26 protein-coding genes are annotated in these 25,878 nt (G+C 62.0%); 22 read left to right on the top strand and 4 right to left on the bottom strand.

The features are described 5' to 3' along the window. The first annotated feature begins 252 nt into the window (after positions 1–252). From HNO52_RS19125 to HNO52_RS19075, 11 genes are all read left to right on the top strand, one after another. A complete protein-coding gene (locus HNO52_RS19125) occupies positions 253–1,191 on the top strand; it encodes a sugar ABC transporter substrate-binding protein (protein WP_197566764.1) in 939 nt (312 codons plus the stop codon). A 236-nt stretch (positions 1,192–1,427) separates the two neighbouring features. Beyond that, a complete protein-coding gene (locus HNO52_RS19120; RefSeq protein ID WP_197566763.1) occupies positions 1,428–2,438 on the top strand; it encodes an ABC transporter permease in 1,011 nt (336 codons plus the stop codon). A 13-nt stretch (positions 2,439–2,451) separates the two neighbouring features. Beyond that, positions 2,452–3,411 (top strand): ABC transporter permease, encoded by a 960-nt coding sequence (locus HNO52_RS19115; RefSeq protein WP_197566762.1) that lies wholly within the window; start codon positions 2,452–2,454, stop codon positions 3,409–3,411. Beyond that, a complete protein-coding gene (locus HNO52_RS19110) occupies positions 3,408–4,982 on the top strand; it encodes a sugar ABC transporter ATP-binding protein (protein ID WP_232090393.1) in 1,575 nt (524 codons plus the stop codon). Before HNO52_RS19115 ends, HNO52_RS19110 begins: the two co-directional genes overlap by 4 nt. Before the next feature lie 53 nt (positions 4,983–5,035). Then, positions 5,036–6,115, top strand: coding sequence for a maleylacetate reductase (locus HNO52_RS19105; RefSeq protein WP_442907078.1), 1,080 nt, complete (start codon positions 5,036–5,038; stop codon positions 6,113–6,115). Next, positions 6,112–7,476, top strand: a complete 1,365-nt coding sequence (locus HNO52_RS19100) for an amidohydrolase family protein (RefSeq protein ID WP_197566761.1) — start codon at positions 6,112–6,114, stop codon at positions 7,474–7,476. The genes HNO52_RS19105 and HNO52_RS19100 overlap by 4 nt, the downstream gene beginning before the upstream one ends. Continuing rightward, positions 7,473–8,375: an NAD(P)-dependent oxidoreductase gene (locus HNO52_RS19095; RefSeq protein WP_197566760.1), complete on the top strand. Its 903-nt coding sequence runs from the start codon at positions 7,473–7,475 to the stop codon at positions 8,373–8,375. Before HNO52_RS19100 ends, HNO52_RS19095 begins: the two co-directional genes overlap by 4 nt. Before the next feature lie 4 nt (positions 8,376–8,379). Next, positions 8,380–9,243 carry an intradiol ring-cleavage dioxygenase gene (locus HNO52_RS19090; RefSeq protein ID WP_197566759.1) on the top strand — a complete coding sequence of 288 codons (864 nt, stop codon included), beginning with the start codon at positions 8,380–8,382 and terminating at the stop codon, positions 9,241–9,243. A 55-nt stretch (positions 9,244–9,298) separates the two neighbouring features. Further along, positions 9,299–9,889: a malonic semialdehyde reductase gene (locus HNO52_RS19085; protein WP_197566758.1), complete on the top strand. Its 591-nt coding sequence runs from the start codon at positions 9,299–9,301 to the stop codon at positions 9,887–9,889. A 127-nt stretch (positions 9,890–10,016) separates the two neighbouring features. After that, positions 10,017–10,754: a sulfite exporter TauE/SafE family protein gene (locus HNO52_RS19080; protein WP_197566757.1), complete on the top strand. Its 738-nt coding sequence runs from the start codon at positions 10,017–10,019 to the stop codon at positions 10,752–10,754. Between the two features lie 83 nt (positions 10,755–10,837). Beyond that, on the top strand, positions 10,838–12,610 hold the full coding sequence (locus HNO52_RS19075; RefSeq protein WP_197566756.1) for an ABC transporter substrate-binding protein: 1,773 nt from the start codon (positions 10,838–10,840) through the stop codon (positions 12,608–12,610). A 21-nt stretch (positions 12,611–12,631) separates the two neighbouring features. Here the strand turns inward: HNO52_RS19075 and HNO52_RS19070 are convergent, their stop codons facing one another. Next, entirely contained in the window at positions 12,632–13,435 is an 804-nt protein-coding gene (locus tag HNO52_RS19070; protein ID WP_197566755.1) for an SDR family NAD(P)-dependent oxidoreductase, read from the bottom strand. Between the two features lie 361 nt (positions 13,436–13,796). Between HNO52_RS19070 and aroQ the strand changes: the two genes are divergently transcribed. Further along, a complete protein-coding gene (gene aroQ / locus HNO52_RS19065) occupies positions 13,797–14,246 on the top strand; it encodes a type II 3-dehydroquinate dehydratase (RefSeq protein WP_197566754.1) in 450 nt (149 codons plus the stop codon). A 52-nt stretch (positions 14,247–14,298) separates the two neighbouring features. Here the strand turns inward: aroQ and HNO52_RS19060 are convergent, their stop codons facing one another. Next, entirely contained in the window at positions 14,299–14,805 is a 507-nt protein-coding gene (locus HNO52_RS19060; RefSeq protein ID WP_197566753.1) for a DUF4142 domain-containing protein, read from the bottom strand. A gap of 108 nt (positions 14,806–14,913) precedes the next feature. Here HNO52_RS19060 and napE point away from each other — a divergent pair, with 108 nt between their 5' ends. From napE to HNO52_RS19030, 6 genes are all read left to right on the top strand, one after another. Beyond that, entirely contained in the window at positions 14,914–15,117 is a 204-nt protein-coding gene (gene napE, locus HNO52_RS19055) for a periplasmic nitrate reductase, NapE protein (protein ID WP_197566752.1), read from the top strand. A gap of 84 nt (positions 15,118–15,201) precedes the next feature. Next, positions 15,202–15,738: a ferredoxin-type protein NapF gene (gene napF, locus HNO52_RS19050; protein WP_197566751.1), complete on the top strand. Its 537-nt coding sequence runs from the start codon at positions 15,202–15,204 to the stop codon at positions 15,736–15,738. Beyond that, on the top strand, positions 15,735–16,022 hold the full coding sequence (locus tag HNO52_RS19045) for a chaperone NapD (RefSeq protein ID WP_197566750.1): 288 nt from the start codon (positions 15,735–15,737) through the stop codon (positions 16,020–16,022). The genes napF and HNO52_RS19045 overlap by 4 nt, the downstream gene beginning before the upstream one ends. Beyond that, a complete protein-coding gene (gene napA, locus HNO52_RS19040; RefSeq protein WP_197566749.1) occupies positions 16,003–18,498 on the top strand; it encodes a nitrate reductase catalytic subunit NapA in 2,496 nt (831 codons plus the stop codon). Before HNO52_RS19045 ends, napA begins: the two co-directional genes overlap by 20 nt. A gap of 12 nt (positions 18,499–18,510) precedes the next feature. Next, the gene (locus HNO52_RS19035; protein WP_197566748.1) at positions 18,511–18,969 is read left to right on the top strand and encodes a nitrate reductase cytochrome c-type subunit; all 459 of its coding nucleotides are present in this window, start codon (positions 18,511–18,513) and stop codon (positions 18,967–18,969) included. Positions 18,970–18,979: 10 nt separating this feature from the next. After that, positions 18,980–19,582: a NapC/NirT family cytochrome c gene (locus HNO52_RS19030; RefSeq protein WP_197566747.1), complete on the top strand. Its 603-nt coding sequence runs from the start codon at positions 18,980–18,982 to the stop codon at positions 19,580–19,582. A 3-nt stretch (positions 19,583–19,585) separates the two neighbouring features. Here the strand turns inward: HNO52_RS19030 and HNO52_RS19025 are convergent, their stop codons facing one another. Beyond that, positions 19,586–20,542, bottom strand: coding sequence for an AEC family transporter (locus HNO52_RS19025; protein WP_197566746.1), 957 nt, complete (start codon positions 20,540–20,542; stop codon positions 19,586–19,588). Between the two features lie 101 nt (positions 20,543–20,643). Next, positions 20,644–21,429: an IclR family transcriptional regulator domain-containing protein gene (locus HNO52_RS19020; protein WP_197566745.1), complete on the bottom strand. Its 786-nt coding sequence runs from the start codon at positions 21,427–21,429 to the stop codon at positions 20,644–20,646. Between the two features lie 143 nt (positions 21,430–21,572). Here HNO52_RS19020 and HNO52_RS19015 point away from each other — a divergent pair, with 143 nt between their 5' ends. From HNO52_RS19015 to HNO52_RS19000, 4 genes are all read left to right on the top strand, one after another. Then, positions 21,573–22,910: a class-II fumarase/aspartase family protein gene (locus HNO52_RS19015; RefSeq protein WP_197566744.1), complete on the top strand. Its 1,338-nt coding sequence runs from the start codon at positions 21,573–21,575 to the stop codon at positions 22,908–22,910. A gap of 212 nt (positions 22,911–23,122) precedes the next feature. Beyond that, positions 23,123–23,953: a 3-oxoadipate:acetyl-CoA acetyltransferase gene (locus HNO52_RS19010; protein ID WP_197566743.1), complete on the top strand. Its 831-nt coding sequence runs from the start codon at positions 23,123–23,125 to the stop codon at positions 23,951–23,953. A 294-nt stretch (positions 23,954–24,247) separates the two neighbouring features. Further along, positions 24,248–25,078 (top strand): CoA transferase subunit A, encoded by an 831-nt coding sequence (locus HNO52_RS19005; protein WP_197566742.1) that lies wholly within the window; start codon positions 24,248–24,250, stop codon positions 25,076–25,078. Then, positions 25,078–25,866, top strand: coding sequence for a CoA-transferase subunit beta (locus HNO52_RS19000; RefSeq protein WP_197566741.1), 789 nt, complete (start codon positions 25,078–25,080; stop codon positions 25,864–25,866). Before HNO52_RS19005 ends, HNO52_RS19000 begins: the two co-directional genes overlap by 1 nt. Positions 25,867–25,878: the final 12 nt, after the last annotated feature.

Raw genomic sequence — 25,878 nt, 5'->3', positions numbered from 1 at the left:
GAGCGGGGCGTTTTCTTTTTTCGTTGCCAATCCTTTATCCGAGCACAGTTTTTTAGCTTGCGGGGCTTTCCTTGGCAGAATGTTGAAACAACCCCTTCGCCTGCATCCGGAGATAAAAATAACCAAATTGGCCATTTCTACCACTTGGCCGCGTTGCTGGAGAACAAGTGCCAGCCATAAGCTTCACGAACGTTGAATAACTCCCTTGAGTAAAACCCAAACAGCAAGTACTACAACAAAGCAGGTGAGAAGATGATGTACAAAACAGCGCTAGCCACTAGTGTCATGATGCTTTCTGTGGGGCTTGCCCACGCAGAATCCACCTATCGAATCGGTATTACCCAGAATAATGTCGGCGTCGACAGCTACCAGACGACCTATGAAAGCGCCTTCGAGGAAGCAGCCGACAAGCATGGCAATGTCGACGTCGTCGTGCTCGATGCCGGCGGCGATGTTGCCCGCCAGATCGGCCAGGTGCGCAACCTCATCCAGCAGCGTGTCGATGCCATCATCATCTGGCCGACCAATGGTCAGGCGGTGATCCCAGCCATCCGCCAGGCCCACCAGGCTGGCATCCCCGTTGTGGTGACCAATTCCAAGATCGCCGAAGCGGGCCTTGACTATATTGCGGCCTTCTCGGGCCCCGACAATGTCCAGCAGGGGGCCTCCTCCGCCGAGATGATGTGCGATGCCCTCGAGGGCGAGGGGCGAATCGTACAGATCGCCGGCCAGCCGGGTTATACCACCGCCATGGAGCGTGCCCAAGGCTTCGAGGAAAAACTGGCCGAGGCATGCCCCGGAGTCGAGCTCGTGGAGACCCAGCCCGCCGACTGGAACCGTGAGAAGGCTCAGCGGGTCATGGAAAACTTCCTCACCAAGTACGATGACATCGACGGAGTCTATGCCGGCGATGACAACATGGGGGTCGGTGCCCTGAATGCCGCCAAGAGCGCCGGCCGTGCCGAGGAGATCGTGTTCATCGGTGCCACCAATTTCGCCGTGGGCTACGAGGCCATCGAGCGTGGCGAGTACTACGGTTCCATCTATCAGTCACCGGTCGATGACGCGGAAGCGGCGCTCCAGACGGCACTCGATGTCCTGGCAGGTGAAGAGGTGCCGAAGATGAACTTCTTCGAGACCCCCAAGATTACTGCCGATAATCTGGCCGAGTTCGACAAGCCCGTGTTCTAAATCTCGCAAGTCTCGGGGCATGAAAGGAACTCGTGCCATCCTGCGTATCCAGGCCAATGGCGCCGCAACGACCGAGGATGATCGTTGCGGACAGCAGAAAGCGACACTCCGTTGGTCATGACGAATGGTCTGAAAGTCCCTCGATTCGTTGGCGTGCCTCAGGCATGCCAACGGGGCGGCGACTGCAACGTAAATATTCCGGCCTTCAGTCAGTAGCGCCAAAATAGGTGAGTACCATGGCTTCTGTAGAACAAAGTAAACAAGCCATCATGCTGAACAAGAAGTATAAGGCGGGTCTCCTGAGTTTCCTTTCCGCTCAGGGTATCCTGGTCTTCTTCCTTATCTGCATGTTTGCTTTTTCGCTGTTCTCCGAACAGTTTATTTCCCAGTCAAATATCATGACAGTGGTGCGCCAAGCCTCGATTATCGGCATTATTGCCGTGGGTGTTACGGTGGTCATCATCGGCGGTAATCTGGACCTCTCTGTCGGGTCGATGCTCTCCTTCTCGACGGTGCTGGTCGTCGATCTGCATGACAAGATCGGACCGGCCGGCGCTATCATTCTGATGTTCGCCCTTACGTTGCTGATCGGCGCCGTCAACGGCTTCCTGGTCGGTTTCATGCGGCTGAATTCGCTGATCGTTACACTGGCGATGCTGTCGGCGATCCAAGGACTGGTGCTGATCTACAGTGGCGGTAAGAACGTTGACATTGCCAACCAGAGCGACACCTGGTTCGCCTTCTTCGGACGAGGCTACGTGCTGGGTATCGCGGTCCCGGTAATCCTCTTTGCCTTGCTGGCGATCGTCGTGCAGGTCGTCATGTCCTATACCAGCTATGGTCGCCGAATCTTCGCAGTCGGCGGTAACCCGGCCGCCGCCGTCTATTCCGGTATCCGCAAGAACTGGTGTGTATTCAGTACCTATCTGATCTCGGCCTTCTGCGTGGCCTGTGCAGCGCTGGTGCTGGGATCGCGAGTCATGGGCTCACAGAACAACGTCGGGCAGGGCTACGAATTGCTGGTGCTGGCCGGGATCATTCTCGGGGGCACTAGTCTGCTGGGCGGAGCAGGGAGTGTCTGGAAGACGATCATCGGGGTACTGATCCTGGGCTTCATCCAGAATGGCTTGCTGCTGCTGGGCTACCCCTATTACACCCAATGGCTCGTCACCTGGGTGATCATCATCCTGGCGGTGTGGCTGGACCTTGCCAACAAGCGCAAGCGTCTGTTCACGACTCACTCCTGAACCGGTGATCAACATGATTAACATGAAGAATTTTCTTAAAGGCAGTGGCTTTATCCAGCCCATCTGGGTATTTGTCATAGCCATTACCGTCTTCTTCAGCGTCATGTCGGAGTACTTTCTCTCCGTCGGAAACCTGAGCAATATCCTTGTCCAGACTTCGACCATCGGGCTGATCGCACTGGGCATGACCTACGTGATGATCAACGGCAACATCGATCTCTCAGTGGGTGCCGTCCTGGGACTGGCGGCATCGCTGTCGGTCGGCCTTCAGGACTACGGTATTACCATCGCGGTCATGGCCGCTCTGGCATCGGGGCTTGTGCTGGGTGCTATCAATGGCCTGATCGTCTGGAAGACCGGCGTCAATGCCTTCATCGTGACCCTAGGGGCCATGATCGGTGTTCGTGGCCTCATCTTCGTCTACACCGAAGAGCAGTCCTTCTACGCCACCAATTTCGCCTTCTCCGACTTCGGGACCGCCTCGATCGGGCCGTTTCCCGTACTCGCCATCATCTTCCTCCTCTGCACCTTGGTGATGCATCTGGTGCTGAAGAAGACCGGCCATGGACGTAATACCTTTGCCGTGGGTGGCAACCCCGAAGCCGCCCTGGATGCGGGCATCCGCATCGGCCGTCACATGATGATCAACTTCATCATCGTGGGGGGCTTCGCTGCCCTCGCCGGGGTGCTCCTGGCGACCCAGATGGGGGCCGCCACGCCGAACTTGGGCCGTGACTATGAATTGTGGACTATCACGGCAGTGGTGCTTGGCGGCACCAAGCTGACGGGCGGATTCGGCAGCATCACCGGCACCCTGGGCGGCGTGCTGGCCATCGGCATCCTGCGCAACGGCATGAACCTGATGCAGGTACCGGCCTTCTACGTGCTGGTCATTCTCGGCGTCATCCTCATCTCGGTGCTGATCATCGACCAGCGGCTCAATGTCCATGCCAGCAAAGGAGTCAGCATATGAGCGCTGCAGCCATGAACCGGAACGCCGGTCACGGTTCGAGTTCCCCGAACCCCGTACTCTCGCTGATTGATATCACCAAGAAGTTTCCGGGTGTGGTGGCCCTGAACAAGGTCAGCTTCGATGTCCGGGCGGGCGAGGTCCATGCCCTGCTGGGCGAGAACGGCGCCGGCAAGTCCACTCTGATGAAGGTGCTGGCCGGAAAGCATCAGCCCAACGGAGGGAAGATCATCCTGGCGGGGAAGGAGAAGTCCTTCGAGAACCCCAAGCAGGCCAAGAAGAGCGGCATCGTGCTGATTCACCAGGAGCAGTCGTTGGTCCCCGAAATGTCGGTGGCAGAGAACATCTTCCTGGGCAGCCTGCCGCTGAAATGGGGCAACCGCGTCGACTGGAAGAAGCTGCACACAGACAGCACCGAGATTCTCAAGCGTCTCAAGTGTACCTTCAGCTCCCGCGACATGGTCAGCAACCTCTCCATCGCCAAGAAGCAGATGGTGGAGATCGCTCGGGCCCTGGTCTTCACGCCCCGGATCGTGGTCTTCGACGAGCCGACGGCATCACTGACCGATCACGAGAAGCCGGTGCTCTACGACATCATCCGCAATCTCCAGGAGCAGGGCGTCGGTATTGTCTACATCTCGCACCGCATGGACGAGATCTTCCACCTCTCCCAGCGCATCTCGGTCCTGCGTGACGGCGAGTACAACGGAACCTTGAATACGGCCGACACCAGCGAGGATGAGGTCACCAAGCTGATGATCGGCAGAGCCCTCAAACTCGATCATGCCAGTAAGCCCAGCGAGTTCGGCGAGAAGATGTTGGAGCTGCGTCACCTCACTGTCGACAAGGTGTTCGAGGACGTCAGCTTAACCGTTCGCAAGGGTGAGATCGTCGGCATGTACGGTCTGGTCGGGGCGGGCCGCTCCGAGGTCGCCGAGACGATCTTCGGTCTGCGTCAGCCATCGGCCGGTGAAATTCTGCTCGAAGGCAAGGCCGAGACGATCCGCTCCAGCCACGATGCGGTGGTCAAGGGCATCGCCCTGGTCCCGGAGGACCGCAAGGATCAGGGCCTCATCCTCGGCATGAACTGTCGCGACAACATGACCCTCTCGGCGCTTGGCAGCGTCTCCTCCATGGGCTTCATGAAGACCGGAGAAGAGAAGATCGTATACGACAAGTATCAGCAGGCCATGAAGATCAAGACGCCCAGCTGGCGCCAGAAGGTCGGCAACCTCAGTGGCGGCAACCAGCAGAAGATCGTCATCGGCAAGTGGCTGCATACCCATCCCAAGCTGCTGATCCTGGACGAGCCGACCCGCGGCATCGACGTGGGCTCCAAGGCCGAGATCCATGCCCTGATCAAGGAGCTGGCGCGGTCGGGCTATGCGGTGCTGGTGATCTCGTCGGAAATGCCCGAGGTGCTGGGTGTCAGCAACCGCATCATCGCGATGTACGACGGCCGGGTAACGGCAGAGTTCGACGGCGATGCGGTATCCGAGGACAAGCTGGTCCAGGCCATCACCGGACAGTACGTCACGGACGCCCGCGGGCCTGACCCCGTGGCCTCGGCCTGATGTGCCCACGCGACCCGCGCCGGACCTTCCCACGCAAGCACGAGGACACCATCATGATGCCCTTCATCTACAATGGCCTGCCGTCACGTGTCATTTTCGGCCAGGGAACCCTGTCCCGACTCACCGACGAGGTTCGTGAGCTGGGCTGCCACCGGGCACTCGTCCTGGCAACGCCCGAGCAGGCAGGTCAGGCCCGTGAGGTGCTCGCCCAGTTGGGCGAGCTCGGGGCCGGGCTCTTCGCCGAGGCCAGGATGCATACCCCGGTCGAAGTCACCGACGCGGCGCTGCGCCTCGCGGAGGAGCTCGAGGCGGATTGCACCGTGGCCATCGGCGGCGGCTCCACCATCGGGCTCGGCAAGGCCATCGCCCTGCGGACCGGCCTGCCCCAGGTGGCGATCCCCACGACCTACGCCGGCTCCGAGATGACACCGATCCTCGGGGAAACCAGGGACGGCCTCAAGACGACCCAGCGCACCCTCGAGGTACTGCCCGAGGTGGTGCTATACGACGTCGACCTGACGCTCGGTCTGCCAGTCGGCATGTCCGGTACCAGCGGCATCAATGCCATCGCCCATGCGGTGGAGGCGCTCTACGCCAAGGATCGCAACCCGGTGGTCTCGCTGATGGCGGAGGAGGGCATTGCGGCACTGGCGCGCAGCCTGCCGGTGATCGCCGAGGAGCCGGCCAACCAGTCCGCGCGTTCGGATGCGCTCTATGGCGCCTGGCTGTGCGGTGCCTGCCTCGGCTCTGTCGGGATGTCACTGCATCACAAGCTCTGCCACACCCTGGGCGGCTCCTTCGACCTGCCCCATGCCGAGACCCATACCATCGTGCTGCCCCACGCCGTGGCCTACAACGCCGGGGCCGCCCCGGAGGCGATGTCGCGCATCGCCCGGGCTCTCGGCTGCGAAGACCCAGCCGCCGGGCTCCATGACCTGGCGCGCGCAGTGGGGGCGCCCCTGGCCCTGGCTGACATCGGCCTGCAGGAGAGCGATATCGAGCGGGCGACCCAGATCGCCACGAGCAACCCCTATTGGAACCCACGCGAGATCGAGGCCGACGGCATCCATCGCCTCCTGAGCGATGCCCATGCCGGCCGTCGACCGGCATCAAGGGAGGTGACTGACGCATGAAGACCCTGCTGACCCATGCCACCGTGATCACCATGGATCCCGACCTCGGCGACCTGCGCGATGGCCAGGTGCTGGTGGAAGACGACCGTATCCTGGCGATTGGCCATGACCTGCCCGCCGAGGGTGCCGAGCTGGTCGACTGCCGGGGTGGCATCCTGATCCCCGGGCTGGTCAATGCCCATATGCATACCTGGCAGACGGCCCTGCGCGGTGTCGCCGCCAACTGGACGCTGCTCGAGTATTTCGGCCATGTGCATCGCGGCCTGGCGACCCTGTTCAGCCCTGATGACATCCATATCGCCACCCGCATGGGGGCGCTCAACCAGCTCAACTGCGGTACCACCACCCTAGGTGACTGGTGTCACAACAACCCCACTCCCGAGCATACCGATGCGGCGATTCGCGGGCTCGAGGAGTCCGGTATCCGGGCGCTGTTCTTCCATGGCTCGCCCAAGCCGGACCCCAAGCCGGGGCAACCCCACTTCAGCGAGATTCCGCATCCGCGCAGCGAGGTCGAGCGGCTTCTCGCCGGCCCGCTGGGCGAACGCGAGGGGCGCGTGACCCTGGGCCTGGCCATCCTCGGGCCGCACTACTCCACCCTAGATGTCACTCTGCACGATTTCGAATTGGCCAAGGAGTTCGGCCTGGTGGCCTCCATGCACCAGGGCGGCGGCAAGGCGGTCACCCCCGGTGGCTGGGACGTGATCGAGGAGAGGGGACTCCTGGGGCCGGACATCAACATCGTGCACGGGCAGAGCCTCAGCGACGAGCAACTGGCGCGGTTCTGCGAGAAGGGGGTGACCTTCTCCATCGCCCCCGAGAACGAGATGACCCAGGGGCACGGCTTCCCGATAACCGGCCACGTTCGCCGCCACGGCGGCGTCGTCTCCCTGGGGGTGGATCTCGAATCGGTGATCTCCGGGGACATGTTCACGGTGGCCCGGATGGCGCTGGGCATGCAGCGCTCGCTGGACAACGCCGCTTCGCGGCGCGAGCAGGGCAGCATTCCCGACAGCTCGACGATCCGGACACGGGAAGCGCTTCAGTGGATCACCCTCGACGGTGCCCGCGCCCTCGGGCTCGAGCACCGCATCGGCAGCCTGACCCCAGGCAAGCAGGCAGACATCGTGCTGCTGGACAGCAGTCGGCTGAACATGCAGCCGGTCAGCGACCCGGTCTCGACCGTGGTCATGCAGGCGAGCCTGGCCAACATCGACAGCGTCATGGTGGCGGGAGAATTCCACAAGCGACACGGCAAGTTGCTGGCTGACGTCGAGGAGGGGATCGGCCACCTGGCAGCCTCCGGACACCGCATCTACGCCGAGCTTCAGTCACGCCAACAAGAGGGGGCGTCACAATGACCATCAGCACCAAGGTAGCCTGGATTGGCCTGGGCAAGCTGGGCTTGCCCATGGCGACACGAATCGCCGCGGCCGGCTATACCGTCCAGGGCTTCGATCTCAGCACCGAGCGGATGGCGCTGGCCGGGCAGGCCGGCATCACGGCACACGATGAACTGGCTTCCGCCGTCGAGGCGTGCCGCCTGGTCTTCGTCTCGATTCCCGATGATCGGGCGCTGCTGGGCCTGACACTGGGGTCGGGTGGGCTGATCGAGGCGATGGCGCCGGGTAGCGTACTGATCGAGACCAGCACCGTCAGCATCGAGGCCTCCGCTCGCGTGGCCGAGGCCGCCGAGGCGCGAGGCATCGCCTATCTGCGCAGCCCGGTGTCGGGCAACCCGGTCGCCGCCGAATCCGGCACCCTATCGGCCATGGTCTCCGGGCCGCGCGAGGCCCTGGAGGAAGCCGTGCCGGTGATGGCCACCTTCACCAAGGCCCAGTACTGGCTCGGTGACGAGGAGCAGGCGCGCTACGCCAAGCTGGCGATCAACCTGATGATCGCGGTGAGTGCCGGGATGATGGGCGAGGCTCTGGCGATGGCCCGCAAGGGCAACATCGGCTGGGAGGCGATGCTGGACCTGATGGCCGACAGCGCCGTGGGCTCGCCGATGGTCAAGTACAAGACCCAGCCGCTGAAGGACCGCGACTTCACCTCCACCTTCTCGGCCGCCCAGATGGCCAAGGACTTGGACCTGATCCTCGGCTGTGCCCATGCGGACGGTATCGCCGTACCCCTGGCCGCCCAGATGCGCGAGGCCTACAGCTCGCTGATCGGCACGGGCCACGGCGAGGACGACTACATCGCCACGATCCACCACACCGAGCGCCTCTCCGGGCTGCCGGCCATCGAGAGGAAATGACCCCATGCGAAACCTGAATGCCGAGAACATCACGGATGCGGTGATCGAGCAGTTCGCCGGCTGCCGTGACGAGCGCCTGAAGCAGGTGTTCAACAGCCTGGTCACCCACCTGCACGCCTTCATTCGTGACGTGGAGCCCACCGAGCAGGAGTGGACCCAGGCCATCGACTTCCTTACCCGCACTGGCCAGATGTGCGACGACAAGCGTCAGGAGTTCATCCTGCTCTCCGACACCCTGGGCGTCACCATGCTGGTCGATGCCATCAATCATCATACCTCTGACCCGATGGTCTCCGAGAGCACGGTGCTGGGCCCCTTCTATGTGGCCGACCCGCCCCAGGCCGCCCAGGGCGAGTCGATCGACTGGAACGTCGAGGGGGAGCCCTTCTTCGTAGAGGGCCGGGTGCATAACGAGCGCGGCGAGCCACTGGCCAATGTCGTCGTCGATGTCTGGCAATCGGACAGCGAAGGGTTCTACGACGTCCAGAAGGAGCTCGAGAGTGCCTCGCTGCGGGCCAGGTTCACCACCGATGACCAAGGGCGCTATGCCTTCTGGACGGTAACCCCCTCACCCTACCCGATTCCCACCGACGGACCGGTCGGCAAGATGCTGGAGATCACCGGCCGCCACCCTTATCGACCTGCCCACGTGCACTTCATGCTGATGGCGGAGGGTTACGAGACTCTGGTGACCCAGGTCTTCGCCGAGAACGATCCCTATCTCGACTCCGATGCCGTCTTCGGCGTCAAGGATTCCCTGGTCAGGGAGTACGAACTGCTGCCGCCGGGAAAGGCACCGGATGGACGATCGATGGAAGTCCCCTTCCGCCATTTGACATACGACTTCGGCCTCGAAGCGAGCCGCTAGTCCCATTGCAAGACGACATTCTGCAGCCAACACCATCCAGCAAGAGGAAAGCGAAATGACTGTTATCGACAACAAGGCGGTCGAGACCCTGTTCACTGAGGCACGTACCCATAACGTCTGGCAGGACCGTGACGTCAGTGACGAAACCCTGCGCGAGCTCTACCACCTGATGCACTTCGGCCCGACCTCAATGAACTGCCAGCCGACCCGCATCCTCTTCCTCAGGAGCCAGGAAGCCAAGGAGCGTCTAAAGCCCGCGTTGCTGCCGGGCAACCAGGAGAAGACCATGAAGGCGCCGGTGGTCGCGGTGCTGGGCTTCGACACCGAGTTCCACGAGCACCTGCCGCGCATGTTCTCCCACAACAAGGAGGCCAAGTCGCTGTTCGAGGGCAAACCGGACTTCATTCACACCACGGCCTTCCGCAACGGCTCGATCCAGGGCGGCTACTTCATCCTGGCGGCTCGGGCGCTGGGCCTGGATGCAGGGCCGATGTCCGGCTTCAACAATGCCGCCGTCGATGAAGCCTTCTTCCCGGACGGCACGGTTAAGAGCAACTTCCTCTGCAACCTGGGCTACGGGGATGCCGAGGCGCTCTTCCCGCGTCAGGAGCGCTTCGCGTTCGAAGAAGTTTGCAAGGTGCTGTGATGCCGACTTTCGGGAGGCGACTCCCGTAAGCCCATGAGGAGCTCTCCTCATGGGAGCCAATGGCAATCTCCGATTGGGCCGTGATCGTCACGGCCCCTTTTTGTAACGTGCCAAAGCAGGGGGCGGCATGGTGTACGACTGGCAGTTCATTGCATTGATCATCATCGCCGTGCTGATTACCGGCATCTCGAAATCGGGCTTCGCCGGCGGTGTGGGGGTGGTGGCGGTACCCCTTATCTCGCTGAAGGCCAGTCCGGCCTTCGCCGTGGCTGTGATGCTGCCGCTGCTGATCGTAATGGATGTATTCAGCCTCAAGGCCTGGTGGCGCCACCGTATAGGAGGTGTGCTGTGGCTGATGCTTCCCCCCGCGGTGCTGGGGGTGGCGCTCGGCTTCCTTACCTATGGCCGCTTCGATGAGAACCTGCTGAAGGTACTGCTTGGGGTGTTCTCGGTCCTGTTCGGCTTGTGGGGGTTGCTCAAGCCCTTCCGCGGCCGGATTCTGCCCACCTGGGTCGGCGGACTGAGTGGTGGTATCGCCGGCTTCACCAGCTTCATCGCCCATGCTGGTGGGCCGCCGCTCAATTTCTATCTACTGCAACGCAGACTCACCCGGGAGCAGTTCCTTGCCACCGCCGTGGTTTTCCTGGCCGCCATCAACCTGGTCAAGCTGGTGCCCTATGGCATGCTCGGCCTGTTGAACGTCGAGAACCTTACTGTTGCGCTAATGCTGTTTCCGGTGGCCTGGTTAGGAGTGCGTCTGGGGCTGATCATTCAACAGCGGCTGAGCGGTGAGCTGTTTTTCCGGATCATCCTGGGTCTGCTGATCCTGCTGGGCGTCCGGCTGATCCTGGATGGCTGGAGTTAAGCGCCACATTTCTTGCTGGCTTGCTGGCATAAGCGAAGCGGCGCTATTGTTGAGTATTCGTTTTCTCCCGTGCCGAGGCGAACATGAGCGACCTCACCGACGAGAGCCATCCGGAGGGCCCTTACGACAGTCTGTCCGAGACACCGATGCCGAAGCTCTCCAACACCGAGCTATCGCGCTTTATCGACTTCATCGAGCAATTCGAGGAGGAGACTGAAAGTTCGCTTTCCATGAAGCAAGGTTACCGTGAGATGCGCATGATGCTTCATCTCATGCGCAACCACCTGGCGGGCCGCCTGACCACGCCTACCTCACTTGCTGATGCCTCTGGGCTCTCTTACGGCACCGCCAAGCGTGGGATAGAGAGCATCATGGCGCGTGGCCTTATTCTTTCACGACCGAGGACAAAATCGGGTAAAACGGTCTCGCTGCACCCGTCCTCCCTGATGATCGAAGAGTGGGAGACGTATGCGCACCGGATCAAGGCTCTGCTGGGCCCCCTGTTCGGGGTAGATCCCGCCTCGGATTCTGGCCGAAAAATTTTTCACGACCCTGCCGCTACGAGCCAAGTCATATCTCCGCCGGCAGTACTTTCGGCAAGACTCGAATTGAAAGGCGGATTGCGTGGGCTCATCCACGCCGATCCCACTTTCATGGCCATGCATAATCTGAAGCAGCAGCTGGAGTCGATCTTTGGCCTGGCAATCCACAACTCTGCACGATCGATAGATGATCTTCTCGAGGCAGTTCTAAACAATGGCGCTCGGGCAAAATCTCGCTACGACCTCGTTGCCTGCGACCTGCCCTGGTTCGGTGAACTGGCATCAAAAGGGTTGCTACTGCCCCTCGACCGCTTCATTCGCCGCGATGCCTACGACCTCTCGGACTTTCACCCCGTTGCGGTGCAGAGTACACAATACGCGGGGCGGCAATACGGCATTCCCCTACAGACCACGCCGGAGCTGCTCTGCTACCGGAAAGACATCCTCGAGGAGGCGCAGCTCGAGCCGCCTACGACGACGGAGGAGCTGATCAAGGCGGCCAGGCGGCTGCACGATCCCGCAAGAGGGCGGTATGGCATTGCCTGGAATGCCGCACGCGGCACGCCACTGGGCCATACGTTCAGCTTTCTGATGGCCAAGTTCGGCCAGCCGATCCTCAACCTAAGTCGCAATGAAAGAGGCTATGACTTCCAGCATGCGTCCGGGGAAGAGTTGCGGCCGATGTTTCAGTCGGATGCTGCCTACCGGGCCTGCGAGTATATGTTGGACATCTTGAAATATTCACCGCCCAATATTCTCAGTATGGCTTGGTACGAGCGAGCGCAGTCTTATGCAACGGGTGAGGCCTGCATGGCATATTGCTATACGCTTCTTGCGCCGCTCATCGAATTTGACAGAAAGTCCCCGGCTTGGGGTAAGACAGGATATCTTCCTCATCCAATTGGAAATCATGGCCGCGTGATCACGCCGATTGGAGGCTATGCACTCGCCATACCGGCCAATCTCGCAGAGGAGCGTATCGAAGATGTATGGACAGCTCTACGCCACCTTACATCGGCCAACATGTCCAAGCTTTACATTCTCAATGGGAGTTTGGTGACTCCACGTTATAGTGTAAGCCGCGATCCGGAAGTTACGAGACTTTCGCCGCTAATAGAGATCGTGGATGACATGGCAAGAAAGGACATCCTGCAGGCATGGCCGCGCCCGCCGGTGCCGGGCGTTACGGATGTGATCAGCATCGCCGGGCACGAGATTTTCGAGGTGCTGGATGGCAGGCGTTCCATCAAGAAGGCCCTGGCCATGGCGCAGGACAGGGCCGATAGGGTAATGCGAGACAGAGGGCTCTACTGAGCCGCCCGCATTGTCGCGGCATCACTGGAGAATCATGCCGCCGTCAATCATCAGAAGCTGCCCCGTCATGTAATCCGATTCTGGGCTGGCCAGGAAGGAGGCCGTGCCGACCACATCCTCCGGATAGGAATAGCGCTTCATCAGAATCATCTTCTCGGCAAGTTCGTCCATGGACTGGCCCTGCTTGTCGAACTTGCCGATGCTGACGAGGTCCTTGTCGAGTTGCTCCCACAGCTCGGTACGTACGACGCCAGGGCCATAGCCATTGACGGTTATATTGTGATCGACCAGCGCCTTGGCACCTCCATTGATCATGGCCAGTACGGCGTGCTTGCTACAAGAGTAGGGAACCACATCATCGAAGGCTTGTCGGGAAAGGATGGAGCCGACGTTAATGATCTTGTAGGGGCCGTCCTCCTTGCCCTGTTCTATCATTTGCTTGGCGGCTTCCTGCATGCCAATCAAGCATCCCAGTGCATTGACGTCCATGATCTGGTGCCAATTTTCTTCTGTAATATCCAGAAACATCAGCGGCTTGTTGATGCCGGCATTGTTCACCATGACATTAAGGCTACCGAAAGCTTCGACGGTAGCCTGGACCGCCGCTTTCATCTGATCGCGGTCCGTTACATTGAGCTTTACCGCAATGGCCTTTCCTCCTCTCTCGAGAATTCGTTTGACGACTTCCTCGCAACCTTCAAGGTTAAGGTCCGCCACGCACACATTGGCACCCTGCTCGGCATAATGCTCTGCTACAGCTGCACCCATCCCGCGTGCGGCACCGGTGATAAGGCAGTTTTTTCCTGACAACCGTGTCTTGTCCATCTGGCACCTCTTGGATTTCTTCAAGGTGAAGCCATGGCAAAATTCCATGACCATGTTCAGGCCTTTGCTTTCGAAGCCCTGTCTTGTTGTCCGAAAGTACAGTGTTTCTTCCGGGAGAAAAGCCGGGCGTCACTAAGCTTCGCTACGCCTTGCTGTCCTGCATTGTCAGCAGGTCAGTGAAGGATTCACAGCTGAAGGGGATGGCGATTTGGCCAGATTGGATTTTTCAGAGACAAGCGTCGGAGCGGGGGCCCATGACCACTCTTGCAACCCTGGGGGCAGGGGCACACAATCTCTGCTTTAGAGAGGCTTTAAGATAGTTATGAAGAATATTCGGAATACAAGATATGGAGACTGACGAATGAGTCAGCGCAAGGTTCTGATCCTGCATGGCCCCAACCTCAACCTGCTGGGCACCCGCCAGCCGGAGATCTACGGCAGCGAGACCCTGAACGACATCAACAATGCGCTGTACGAGAAGGCTGCCGTCAATGGTTGGAACATCAAGGCGTTGCAGAGCAACCACGAGGGTGTGCTGATCGACGCCATACACGCCGCGCGCGACGATGACACCGCGGCGATCGTCATCAATCCAGCCGCCTACACCCACACCTCAGTGGCCATTCTCGATGCGCTCAACGCCTTCGAGGGCAAGGTGATCGAGGTGCATCTCTCCAACGTGCACAAGCGCGAGAGTTTCCGTCACCACTCCTACGTCTCGCTGCGTGCCGATGGCGTGATCGCAGGCCTCGGCAGCCAGGGCTACCTGGCCGCGCTGGATGCCGTGATTCGCGCCGCCGAGCGTACCTGAGTCTTGGACCCGCTGTCGTACGCCACGGCAGCGGGCTTTCACGACGACCCCCTTAGAGTAACGAGTCGATCAGCTCGCTATTGACGAGTAGCGTCTCGTGGTTGACGAGCAGGTGGTTGCTGAACTCGCCGAGCTGTTCGTCGACCTGGGGGCGGTTCTGCTCCAGGTACTCGATCGCGGCGATGTGCAGCTCCTTCTGGTAGGACAGAAAGGTTTCGTCGAACGCTCCGCCCTCCAGCTCGCGTAACGCTTCGAAGGACTCCCGGTCGTGGAGAGCGTGCTCGTCGTGCTGGGTGTCGCTGTTCCCGCTGGCCTCGGCCAGCCACTCGTCCAGAATGGCGTGGTCTCGCGCCAAGGTGTTCGCCAATTGGACGACCTTGTCACTCTCGGCACGCTCCTCGGCCAGCTCCGCCAGGTCGGCCTGATGCTGATGCAGAGCCCGCAGGCTGGCCTGGATCGCTTCACGATCTTCGTTCTCCTGCGCCAGAGTCGGTCCGGCCAGCAGGCAGGCCAGCGCAACCGCCAGAATGATCGAGCCCTTCGAAAGAAAGATTTTCATTCCCTTGCTCCCGCTGAATTTCTGAAGACAGGCGATCCAAATCCCGGTTTGCGCATTACCTCATTGCTTCCTACGGTAGTACAAGACGTCTCGTTCTGGTGCCGATTTATGCAAGGTACGATCGACAATCCTAACCGTAAACGCAAGCCGCAGACGCCCGAAGAGCGGCAGCAAAAGAAGCGTGAGCTGCTGGTTTTCCTGTTCCTCGCCGGCATCCTGTTTCCGATCCTCGCCGTACTCGTCGTTTCCGGGTACGGCTTCGCCGTGTGGATCTTTCAGATCTTTGCGGGGCCTCCCGGGCCGCCCGGCTAGCGGGCCGAGCCGTAGGTTAGGCAGAACGAAAGAAAGAATAATAGCGACACAAGAATGAAATAAAAAAGACCGTGGAGTAACAAAATGGGAGTCGATCCCTCGCGGCGCGCGCTGTTAAAGGGGCGCCTCGAATATTCCTCTGCGCTGCGTCCACCCTGGACCCGTGATGAGCCCGAATTTCTGGCAAATTGCAGCCAATGCGGCGATTGTCTCCAGGCCTGCGAGACCAGCATCATTGTGCGCGATGTGGCCGGTTTTCCACAGGTTGATTTTCAGCGGGGCGAGTGCACCTTCTGTCGAGCATGCGTCGATGCTTGCGAGGAAAACATCTTTCGCGACCCTGAGCGCGAGCCGCCGTGGCGACACGTCGCGGACATCGGGCCGGCGTGCCTGGGGCCGCAGGGCGTGTACTGCCGAAGCTGTGGAGAGAGCTGCGAAGCCGGCGCGATCCGTTTCTCTTTCAACGCCCAGCGCGTGCCGGAACCGAGTGTCGATACCGAAGCGTGCAACGGATGTGGAGCCTGCGTGTCGGTTTGCCCGGCCCGGGCGGTAGTGGTTGGCCCGCTGGGCCCGAGTCATTCTGCTCGCCTTCAGTCAACCAGACTTCAGGAACCGTCATGAGTGCAAAAGTGCATATCTCGAGCCTGGTCGTACAACTCCAGCCGGAGCGCATCGACGACGTCCGTCAGTATTGCCAGGCACGCCCGGGCGTCGAGGTTCACGCCACGGACCCGCAAGGCAAGATGGTGCTGATCCTCGAGACAGGAGGTCATCGGGAGATAGTGGAATTCATCGAAGGGCTGCAGCAAGCGCCCGGCGTGCTGTCGGTGGGCTTGGTCTATCACCATGCGGAGAGCGCCGAAGAATTGAACAGGGAGATGAGCTATGAGGCTGACGCGACGTGACTTCATCAAGGCCTCGGCGGCGACGACGGCCACCGCAGCGGCGGGGATTAGTGCCGCGACCCAGGCGCAGAATATCGTCACCGATGCTGCCCAGACCCAGTTGAAGTGGTCGAAGGCGCCGTGCCGCTTCTGCGGCGTGGGCTGTGGCGTCAACGTGGCGACGCGCGACAACCAGGTGGTCGCCACCCACGCCGACATCAATTCGCCGGTCAATCGTGGCGTCAACTGCATCAAGGGTTACTTCCTGTCCAAGATCATGTACGGCGAGGACCGCCTCACCCAGCCGCTGCTGCGCAAGCGAGACGGTGTCTACGACAAGGAGGGGGAGTTCACCCCGGTGAGCTGGGACGAGGCCTTCGACGTGATGGCCGACAAGTACAAGGCGGTGCTGCGCGAGAAGGGGCCGCAGGGCATCGGCATGTTCGGTTCCGGCCAGTGGACGGTATGGGAGGGTTACGCCGCCAACAAGCTGATGAAGGCCGGCTTCCGCTCCAACCATATCGATCCCAACGCCCGCCACTGCATGGCCTCGGCCGTTGCCGGCTTCATTCGCACCTTCGGCATGGACGAGCCGATGGGCTGCTACGACGACATCGAAGCGGCTGACGCCTTCGTGCTGTGGGGCTCCAACATGGCGGAGATGCACCCCATCCTGTGGACTCGGGTGACCGATCGTCGGCTATCGGCCCCGCACGTCAAGGTGGCGGTGCTCTCCACCTTCGAGCATCGCTCGTTCGAACTGGCCGACATGCCGATCGTCTTTACGCCCCAGGCCGACTTGGCGGTGCTCAACTATATCCAGCGCTACATCATCGAGAATGACCGTGTCGACTGGGATTTCGTCAACCAGCACGTGCGCTTCAAGGAGGGCAAGACCCTGATCGGCTATGGCCTGCGGCCTGAGCACCGGTTGGAGCTGATGGCGGATAACGCCGACGACCCCGGGGGGGCCACCGACATCGACTTCGAGCGCTATCGCGAATTCCTGCAGCAGTATGACGCCGACTCGGTTTCCGAACTCTCCGGCGTGCCCAAGCGGCAGCTGGACGAGCTGGCCGAGCTCTATGCCGACCCCAATACACGAGTGATGTCGTTCTGGACCATGGGCTTCAACCAGCACACCCGTGGGGTCTGGGCCAACAACATGATCTACAACATTCACCTGCTCACCGGCAAGATCTCCACCCCGGGCAATAGCCCCTTCTCGCTGACCGGTCAGCCTTCTGCCTGCGGCACTGCCCGCGAAGTCGGCACCTTCGCTCACCGTCTTCCGGCAGACATGGTGGTGATGAACCCTGGCCACCGGGAATTTGCCGAAAAGGCCTGGAAGGTACCCGAGGGCACCATCCAGGCGCAGCCCGGCGCCCATGCGGTACTTCAGCACCGCCTGCTCAACGACGGCGCGATCAACGCCTATTGGGTGCAGTGCAACAACAATGTCCAGGCGGCGGCCAATATGGTCGAGGAGACCTACCCCGGCTATCGCAACCCGGACAACTTCATCGTCGTCTCCGATGCCTACCCCACCGTGACCGCCGAACTGGCCGACCTGATTCTGCCTACCGCCATGTGGGTCGAGAAGGAGGGCGCCTACGGCAACGCCGAGCGGCGCACGCAGTTCTGGCACCAACTGGTCGAGGCGCCAGGCGAGGCGCGTTCCGACCTGTGGCAACTGATGGAATTCTCCAAGCGCTTCACCACCGACGAGGTCTGGCCCCGGGAGATGCTCGACGCCAACCCCGAATACAAGGGGCGTAGCCTGTTCGACGTGTTGTGGCGCAACGGTCAGGTCGACGCTTACTCCCTGGATGAACTCGACGAGGAGTATGCCAACCAGGAGGCGGAACACTTCGGCTTCTACGTGCAGAAAGGACTCTTCGAGGAGTACGCCAAGTTCGGCCGCGGCAAGGCCCACGACCTGGCGCCGTTCGAGCGCTATCACCAGGAGCGGGGGCTGCGCTGGCCGGTGGTCGACGGCGAGGAGACCCGCTGGCGCTACAACGGCGAGTATGACCCCTATGTCGAGAAGGGGCAGGACATCCAGTTCTACGGCCACCCCGACGGCAAGGCGGTGATCTTTGCCGTACCCTACGAGCCGCCTGCCGAGTCGCCCAGCGAGGAGTATCCCATGTGGCTGGTCACCGGCCGGGTACTCGAGCATTGGCACTCAGGCTCGATGACCCGTCGCGTGCCCGAGCTGCATCGGGCCTTCCCCCAGGCGGTGGTCTACCTCCATCCCCAGGATGCTCGCGAGCTGGGGGTGCGCCGCGGCAGCGAGGTACGCATCGTCAGCGCCCGCGGCGAGATGAACTCCCGTGTCGAGACGCGTGGCCGCAACCGCATGCCGCGGGGGCTGGTGTTCGTGCCTTGGTTCGACGCCAGCCAGCTGATCAACAAGGTCACGCTGGACGCCACCGATCCCATTTCCAAGCAGACGGACTTCAAGAAGTGCGCCTGCCGGATCGAACCGGTCTAGGGGGGAAGCACAATGCGAATGATCGTCACCGCCGTCGCCATTCTGGGGGTCAGCCTGGGAGCGCTGGCCCAGGAGGGCAAGCTCGATGCCCTGCGCGGCAACGTGCCGCTGCTAGAGGAGCGTACGCCCGAGCCGCTTTACGATGTCGAGAACGACGACCTGCGGCGCAGCCGTGCCTACCCGATGCAGCCGCCGACCATTCCGCACAAGATCGACAACTACCAGGTCGACCTCAATGCCAACCGCTGCATGAGCTGCCATAGCCGTCAGCGGGTCGGTGAAACCCAGGCGCCAATGATCAGCGTGACCCACTACATGGATCGCGACGGCAACTTTCTCGCCGAGTTGTCACCGCGGCGCTACTTCTGCAGCCAGTGCCACGTGCCGCAGACGGACGCGCCGCTGGCGGTCGAGAACACTTTCGTGGACGTTGTCGAGATGCTTCGTCAGCGACGCGAAACGCAAGAGTGAGGGCCGCTGAATGATGAAACGTATCAAGAGCCTGCTCTCCGTCTTCTGGCGCACCTTCAATTCGCCCAGCGGCTACTTCAGCCTGGGGTTTCTCACCGTGGGGGGCTTCATCGGCGGGGTGTTGTTCTGGGGTGGCTTCAACACCGCCATGGAGGCGACCAATACCGAGCGGTTCTGCATCAGCTGCCACGAGATGCGGGCCAACGTCTACGAGGAGATCCAGCCGACCATTCACTTCACCAACCGTTCGGGGGTGAGGGCGGTCTGCTCGGATTGCCACGTGCCGCACGACTGGACCGACAAGATCGCGCGCAAGATGCAGGCCTCGAAGGAGGTCTGGGGCAAGATCTTCGGCGTAATCGATACCCGCGAAAAGTTCCTAGACCACCGCCTGGAGATGGCCTCCCGCGAGTGGCGACGCTTCGAAGCCAACGACTCGCTGGAGTGCCGCAACTGCCACGACGAGGAGGCCATGGACTTCACCCGCCAGAGCTCCCGAGCGGCCGCCGCCCATCGGCGAGGATTGGTCAACGGCGACGACACCTGCATCACCTGTCACAAGGGTATCGCTCATGAGCTGCCCGACATGGCGGGCGTGGAAGGATGGGAATGACGCCTAGCCGGTCGGCAGCAGTCCGGAGTGATCCATCAGCCAGAGCCCCAGGCTCAGCGTGGCGAAAGCGGCCAGGGTAGCGACCATCAGTGCGGCGGCGCTGATGCCGGCCATGCCGTATCGATGACCGAGCAGCGGGTAAATGCTGACCATCGGAGCGCAGGCGAACAGCAGGGCGCCAGCCACCATGCCTGGGTCTGCCTGCGGCATAAGCAGGAACAGGCTGAGCACGGCCAGCGGATGGAAGATCAGCTTGCCGATGACGATCTGGCCCACGTCTTTGAACATGCCGCGGACGCGCAGGCCGAACAGGGTACCTCCAATCACGAACAGCGCCGCCGGGCCGGCGGCGCTGGCCAGCATATCGACGACTTGGGCCAGGGGGCGCGGCAGGGGCGTCTCCGTCACGGCCAGTAGCAGGCCTAGCGTGATACCGACCAGCACTGGATTGCGAACCAGGCGCAGGAATGTCTTGCGGGCGACCGTGGCGATGCCGGCGCCGCTCTGTCGACCTGCCTCGGCCAGAATCAGTGCTGCCGGTATGACCAGCAGGTTCTCGATCATCATGTTCAGGGCCATGAAAACGGCTGCCGGTGAGCTACCGATCACTATGGCGGCGACGGGATAGCCGATGAAGCCGCTGTTGGAAGCGGACATGCCCAGGGCATGCATGGCGCCTTCGCTGAGCGGCTTGCGCTGTATCGCCAGGGTCAACAGCAGGCCAAGGCTGAATATGGCAACCGAGCCAAGGCCGTAGGCCAGCAGGTACTGCGTCTGGATTACTTCCTCCAGAGGATTTTGGGTCAGGGCTCGAATCACCAGCGCAGGTAGGGCGAAGTAGAGCACGAAAGTGGCCACGCCCTGTATTTGCTCCCGGTTGACCAGCCGAGTCGCCATGGCCAGATAGCCGGTACCGATCAGCAGGAAGATCGGCGTGGTGATGGCGAGAATCTCTAGCATGCGGCCTCCGTGCCAAGGCAACCACGACCGAGCCAAGGGCGGCCCCGGCCGGTGTTCTCTGAAAGGAAAAGCGTCAAGAGCGTGCGGAGTTGATTTGCCCTTCAACTGACAGTGGCGCGTATATCGCGAGCCTTCTGCTGGAGTAGCGGCAGGTACTCCTTCATCAGGGTATCCAGATCCACCCGGGCGGCATTGGTGCTGATGTTGATGGCGCCGAGCAGCTTGCCGTTGGCGTCGAAGGCAGGCACGGCGAGCGAGCGTAGCCCCGAGTCCAGCTCCTGATCGGCGATGGCGTAGCCCTGCTGGCGTACCTTGAGGATGCACTTCTTGAGTGCGGCCTTGTCGGTCACGGTCTTGTCGGTGTAGCGCGTAAGCGTGACCCGCTCCAGGAAGGCATCCAGCTCGGCATCGGGAAGCTGCGCCAGCAGCGCACGCCCCATCGAGGTGTGGGCGGCAGGCAGCCGGGTGCCGACGGAGAGGGTGATCGCCATCAGCCGGTGGCGGGCCGAGGAGCGCGCCACGTAGGTGACCTCGTCGCCGTCGAGCACGCCCAGGGAGGAGGATTCCCCGCTCTCGGCGGTGATGTCCTCCAGCACCTGCTGGATCACGCTACGATAGTTGTTGGCGGAGAGAAACGAGTAGCCGAGCTGCAGCACCCGCGGGGCCAGCTCGAAGTTTCGGCCCTGCTTGCGCACGTAGCCGAGCGCATGCAGCGTCAGCAGGAAGCGCCGGGCGCGGGCACGGTTCATGCCGGTACGGCTGGCGACCTCGCTAAGCGTCATGCGCGAGTGCGTCTCGTCGAAGGCCAGGATGACCTCCAGGCCGCTGGCCAGTGCAGTGACGAAGTCCCGGTCGTCGGGGCTGAGAACCTCTTCCTCTGATGCCATTATTGTTCCGTTGTCGTCTTGGTGAGTTGCTCCATCGGAGCCCTTCAATCTAGCATAGTGTTCGTTTTGCGAACACATGTACGACTATCGGCTAAGCTAGCGCTAAGCCGATAGCAAGCCAGCCCTTCTGAGGAGAGCATGATATGCCTGACGCCCTGCTTCGGCATCCCTTCTTGAGCCAAACGGCATTGGCGGAGTGTCATGACGAGGCCATGGTCCAGGCCATGCTCGCGTTCGAGCTGGCGCTGACGGAGGTGCAGGAGGCGCATGACGCCGTGCCCGACGGGGTGAGCGAGAAGATGCGCCAGGCGCTTGCGCAGCACGTCTTCGATGAGGCCGCCATCGCAGCGGGAATCGCCAGCGGCGGCAATGCGGCTATCCCCTTCGTCAAGCAGGCGCGCGCGGCGCTTCCGGACGAACTCAAGCGCTACTTCCACATGGGCGCGACCAGCCAGGACGTCATCGACTCGGCGCTGATGCTGCTGCTCAAGCCGCGCCTGGCCGCGCTGGATGCGCTGCTGGTGCGCTGTCGCGCCGCCGCGGTCGAGCTGATGAAGCGCCATGAAGGAACGGTCATGGTGGGGCGCACGCTGATGCAGCAGGCCCTGCCGATGACGTTCGGCGTCAAGGTGGCGCACTGGGCCATCGGCCTGGAGCAGGCGCGCCGACGCCTGGCGCAGGTCGAGCTGCCGGTGCAGTTCGGCGGTGCCGTGGGCGTGCACTCTGGTTGGGACACGCTGGGCCTCGACTTCATGGATGCCTTGGCCGAGCGTCTCGGTCTCGCTGCCCCGGTGCTGCCCTGGCACACCGACCGCCAGCCGATCCATGCCCTGGGCACGGCGCTGGACGCAGCGGCGGGGGCAGCCGAAAAAATGGCGCTTGATATTTCCCTGCTGACCCAGACCGAAGTGGGCGAGCTGGCCGAACCCTCCGCCCCGGGCATGGGCGAATCCTCCTCCATGCCGCACAAGCGCAACCCGGTACGCTGCGCCATGATTCGCGGCGCGGCGCGGCAGGTACATGGCTACACCACGGTGCTTCTCAACGCCGCCGCCCAGCCGTTGGAGCGCGGGTTGGGCGAGTGGCACGCCGAGTGGTCGCCGCTGGTCGACAGCGCCCTGCTGCTGGAGGGAGCACTGGAGCAGGCCGCCACGCTGCTCGAGGGGCTCGAAGTGAATCCCGAGACGATGCGCCGCAACCTGGCGGCCACCGGCGGCGGCATCATGGCGGAGCCGGTGTCGCGCCTGCTGGCGCCGGTGCTGGGCCAGGACGCCGCCAAGCGCATCAGCGCCGAGGCTGCCGAGACGGCGCGCCTGAAGGGCATGTCTTATAACGAGGCACTCGAGGCGCATGACGTGGTGAAAGCCGAAGCAGGAGGCAAGCTTCAAGCCGAGGCACTGCGCCAGGCGACGGACCCCGCCTTATACCTTGGTAGCAGCCAGGCGCAGGTGCGGCGCGCCATTGCCTGGCTGGGTGAATAACGCTTTGAGGTAGCACATCTTTTCGTATTCCTGCAAAGGGGGAGGCCTGGCCTCCCCTTTGCTTTTATGCGCGCTTGCTGATTTGACGGTGGAGGCTCATGGGGCTAAGTTGTTCGTAATGCAAATCTATGTTCGTTATACGAACTTAATGGATGCCTTCCAGGTCTCTTGAACCACTGCCTGGCTGCGCTCCGGTACCCCAAGAGGCCGTCATGTCCAATCCCTGCATTATCTGTGTTGCCATCACCGGCAGCTTGCCGCGCAAGGAGAACAACCCTGCCGTTCCGATTACCCTCGACGAGCAGATCGAGAGCACCCAGGCGGCATTTGAAGCCGGCGCCACCATCGCTCACTGTCATGTGCGCAACGACGACCAGAGCCCGACATCGGACCCCGAAAAGTTCGCCCGGTTGATGGAAGGGCTCAGAAAGCACTGCCCGGGAATGATCATTCAGCTTTCTACCGGCGGGCGCTCCGGTGCCGGCCAGGAGCGGGGCGGCATGCTGCCGCTCAAGCCTGATATGGCCAGTCTTTCGGTGGGCTCCAACAACTTTCCCAACCGCGTCTACGAGAACCCGCCGCAGTTGGTGGAGTGGCTTGCCGACGAAATGTTGAAGTACGCCGTCAAGCCGGAAATCGAAGCCTTCGACCTTTCTCACCTCCACCAGGCGGTGAATCTTTCGAAACAGGGCAAGCTCAAGGCGCCGCTCTACGTTCAGTTCGTGATGGGGGTCAAGAACGCCATGCCGGCGGACAAGCCGACCTTCGATTTCTACATCGAGACTCTGAAGCGCCTGGCCCCGGATGCCCAGTGGTGCGGTGCCGGCATCGGCCACAACCAGCTCTTGCTGAATGAATGGTCCATCGCCGCGGGTGGCCACACCCGCACCGGCCTCGAAGACAATGTGCGACTCGACCGCGACACCCTGGCAGCTTCCAATGCCGCCCTGGTCGAGCGTGCCGTGGCACTGTGCGAGAAGTACGAGCGACCGGTGGCCACTTGGCAGCAGGCACGCGAGATTCTCGGCCTGGCATCCACCTAGACTTCCACGACAACAGCGGCGTTGGCCCTTGATGCCGGGAGCAGCGGATCAAGCCTTATACCTTGGTAGCAGCCAAGCACAGGTGCAACGCGCCATCGCCTGGCTTCAGCGGGAATGATTCGCTGAAAAATCACTATATTGCATGTCCCGAGCAAGGGGAGGCCAGGCCTCCCCTTATGCGTTTGCGTCTCTGGTGTGATTTGACGATCTGATGGCATAGGGGTAATTTGTTCGTATCACAAAACAAAGTTCGCTATTCGAACGCATTTGAAAATACCCGCCAGGAGGACGACCATGGCCGAGTTCCTGAGCCTGCATGACGCGGTGGCACGCTTCGTCGAAGACGGCGCCACCGTGGCCATGGAGGGCTTCACCCACCTGATTCCCTTCGCCGCCGGTCACGAAGTGATCCGCCAGCGCAAGCGCGACCTCATCCTGATCCGCATGACGCCGGACCTGGTCTACGACCAGATGATCGGTGCCGGCTGCGCCAAGAAGGTGATCTTCTCCTGGGGCGGCAACCCCGGTGTGGGTTCGCTGCACCGCCTGCGCGACGCGGTGGAGAAGGGCTGGCCGCACAAGGTCGAGATCCTCGAGCACAGCCACGCCGCCATGGCCTGCGCCTTCGAGGCCGGCGCCGCCGGGCTGCCGCTGGCCGTGCTGCGCGGTTACGTCGGCAGCGAGCTGCCCAGCGTCAACGACCAGATCAAGTTCATCGAGTGCCCCTTCACCGGCGAGCGCCTGGCCGCGGTGCCCTCGGTGCGCCCGGACGTCTCCATCGTTCACGCGCAGAAGGCCGATCGCGCCGGCAACGTGCTGGTCGAAGGCATTATCGGCGTGCAGAAGGAAGCCGTGCTGGCGGCGAAGAAGAGCATCGTCACCGTCGAGGAGATCGTCGACGACCTGCGCACCGAGCCGGACTACCACCCCAACGCCTGCATCATTCCCGGCTGGGCGGTCAGTGCCGTTGCCGTGGCTGAGAAGGGCTCGCTGCCCTCCTATGCCCACGGCTACTACCCGCGCAACAACGCCTTCTACAAGGAGTGGGACGCCATCGCCCGGGACCGCGACACCTTTACCCAGTGGATCGAAGAGAACGTCATGAATGCAGGGGGAAACGCCTGATGAGTACCGTCGATAAGTGCCTGGACTACACCTCGGCGGAAATGATGAGCGTCACCGCCGCGCGCGCCCTGGAAAACGGCATGACCTGCTTCGTCGGTATAGGCCTGCCCAGCGAGGCCGCCAACCTGGCACGCCTGACCCACGCCCCCGAGGTGGTGCTGATCTACGAATCCGGCACCTTGCAGACCAAGCCCGAGGTGCTGCCGCTCTCCATCGGCGACGGAGAGCTTTGCGAATCGGCGCTGACCACCGTCTCGGTGCCCGAGATGTTCCGCTACTGGCTGCAGGGCGGCAAGGTCAGCGTGGGCTTCCTGGGTACCGCACAGATCGACCGCTTCGCCAACCTCAACACCACGCTGATCGGCGACTACCATGATCCCAAGGTGCGCCTGCCAGGCGGCGGCGGGGCGCCGGAGATCGCCACCAATGCCGGCGAAGTCTTCATCACCCTGAAGCACTCCAAGCGCGCCTTCGTCAAGGATGTGGACTTCATCACCACCCTGGGCTTCGGCCGCGACGGCAAGGGCCGCGACGGCGTGCCCAACATCGGCAAGGGGCCGACCCGGGTGATCACCGACCTGTGCGTGATGAAGCCCGACCCCGAGACCAAGGAGCTGGTGGTCGTCTCGCTGCACCCGAACGTGACCCGCGAGGAGGTGATCGAGGCCACCGGCTGGGAGATCCGCTTCGCCGAGTCGCTCGAGACCACGCCCGAGCCCAGCGCCCACGAACTCGAGATCCTGCGCGAGCTGAAGGCCAGGACCGAGCGCAAGCACGCGGGTGAGTAAATTCGCTCTAAA

The sequence above is a fragment of the Halomonas sp. MCCC 1A13316 genome (assembly GCF_014931605.1).
Classification (GTDB): Bacteria; Pseudomonadota; Gammaproteobacteria; order Pseudomonadales; family Halomonadaceae; genus Halomonas.
The sequence above is the reverse complement of the archived record's forward strand: the minus strand, read 5'-3'. Positions and strand labels throughout refer to the sequence as shown.

Bases quoted from the DNA above. Each gene is read 5' to 3' on its own strand.
- HNO52_RS19125 (WP_197566764.1), top strand. From the start codon at position 253: ATGATGTACAAAACAGCGCTAGCCACTAGTGTCATGATGCTTTCTGTG.
- HNO52_RS19120 (WP_197566763.1), top strand. From the start codon at position 1,428: ATGGCTTCTGTAGAACAAAGTAAACAAGCCATCATGCTGAACAAGAAG.
- HNO52_RS19115 (WP_197566762.1), top strand. From the start codon at position 2,452: ATGATTAACATGAAGAATTTTCTTAAAGGCAGTGGCTTTATCCAGCCC.
- HNO52_RS19110 (WP_232090393.1), top strand. From the start codon at position 3,408: ATGAGCGCTGCAGCCATGAACCGGAACGCCGGTCACGGTTCGAGTTCC.
- HNO52_RS19105 (WP_442907078.1), top strand. From the start codon at position 5,036: ATGATGCCCTTCATCTACAATGGCCTGCCGTCACGTGTCATTTTCGGC.
- HNO52_RS19100 (WP_197566761.1), top strand. From the start codon at position 6,112: ATGAAGACCCTGCTGACCCATGCCACCGTGATCACCATGGATCCCGAC.
- HNO52_RS19095 (WP_197566760.1), top strand. From the start codon at position 7,473: ATGACCATCAGCACCAAGGTAGCCTGGATTGGCCTGGGCAAGCTGGGC.
- HNO52_RS19090 (WP_197566759.1), top strand. From the start codon at position 8,380: ATGCGAAACCTGAATGCCGAGAACATCACGGATGCGGTGATCGAGCAG.
- HNO52_RS19085 (WP_197566758.1), top strand. From the start codon at position 9,299: ATGACTGTTATCGACAACAAGGCGGTCGAGACCCTGTTCACTGAGGCA.
- HNO52_RS19080 (WP_197566757.1), top strand. From the start codon at position 10,017: ATGGTGTACGACTGGCAGTTCATTGCATTGATCATCATCGCCGTGCTG.
- HNO52_RS19075 (WP_197566756.1), top strand. From the start codon at position 10,838: ATGAGCGACCTCACCGACGAGAGCCATCCGGAGGGCCCTTACGACAGT.
- HNO52_RS19070 (WP_197566755.1), bottom strand. From the start codon at position 13,435: ATGGACAAGACACGGTTGTCAGGAAAAAACTGCCTTATCACCGGTGCC.
- aroQ (WP_197566754.1), top strand. From the start codon at position 13,797: ATGAGTCAGCGCAAGGTTCTGATCCTGCATGGCCCCAACCTCAACCTG.
- HNO52_RS19060 (WP_197566753.1), bottom strand. From the start codon at position 14,805: ATGAAAATCTTTCTTTCGAAGGGCTCGATCATTCTGGCGGTTGCGCTG.
- napE (WP_197566752.1), top strand. From the start codon at position 14,914: ATGCAAGGTACGATCGACAATCCTAACCGTAAACGCAAGCCGCAGACG.
- napF (WP_197566751.1), top strand. From the start codon at position 15,202: ATGGGAGTCGATCCCTCGCGGCGCGCGCTGTTAAAGGGGCGCCTCGAA.
- HNO52_RS19045 (WP_197566750.1), top strand. From the start codon at position 15,735: ATGAGTGCAAAAGTGCATATCTCGAGCCTGGTCGTACAACTCCAGCCG.
- napA (WP_197566749.1), top strand. From the start codon at position 16,003: ATGAGGCTGACGCGACGTGACTTCATCAAGGCCTCGGCGGCGACGACG.
- HNO52_RS19035 (WP_197566748.1), top strand. From the start codon at position 18,511: ATGCGAATGATCGTCACCGCCGTCGCCATTCTGGGGGTCAGCCTGGGA.
- HNO52_RS19030 (WP_197566747.1), top strand. From the start codon at position 18,980: ATGATGAAACGTATCAAGAGCCTGCTCTCCGTCTTCTGGCGCACCTTC.
- HNO52_RS19025 (WP_197566746.1), bottom strand. From the start codon at position 20,542: ATGCTAGAGATTCTCGCCATCACCACGCCGATCTTCCTGCTGATCGGT.
- HNO52_RS19020 (WP_197566745.1), bottom strand. From the start codon at position 21,429: ATGGCATCAGAGGAAGAGGTTCTCAGCCCCGACGACCGGGACTTCGTC.
- HNO52_RS19015 (WP_197566744.1), top strand. From the start codon at position 21,573: ATGCCTGACGCCCTGCTTCGGCATCCCTTCTTGAGCCAAACGGCATTG.
- HNO52_RS19010 (WP_197566743.1), top strand. From the start codon at position 23,123: ATGTCCAATCCCTGCATTATCTGTGTTGCCATCACCGGCAGCTTGCCG.
- HNO52_RS19005 (WP_197566742.1), top strand. From the start codon at position 24,248: ATGGCCGAGTTCCTGAGCCTGCATGACGCGGTGGCACGCTTCGTCGAA.
- HNO52_RS19000 (WP_197566741.1), top strand. From the start codon at position 25,078: ATGAGTACCGTCGATAAGTGCCTGGACTACACCTCGGCGGAAATGATG.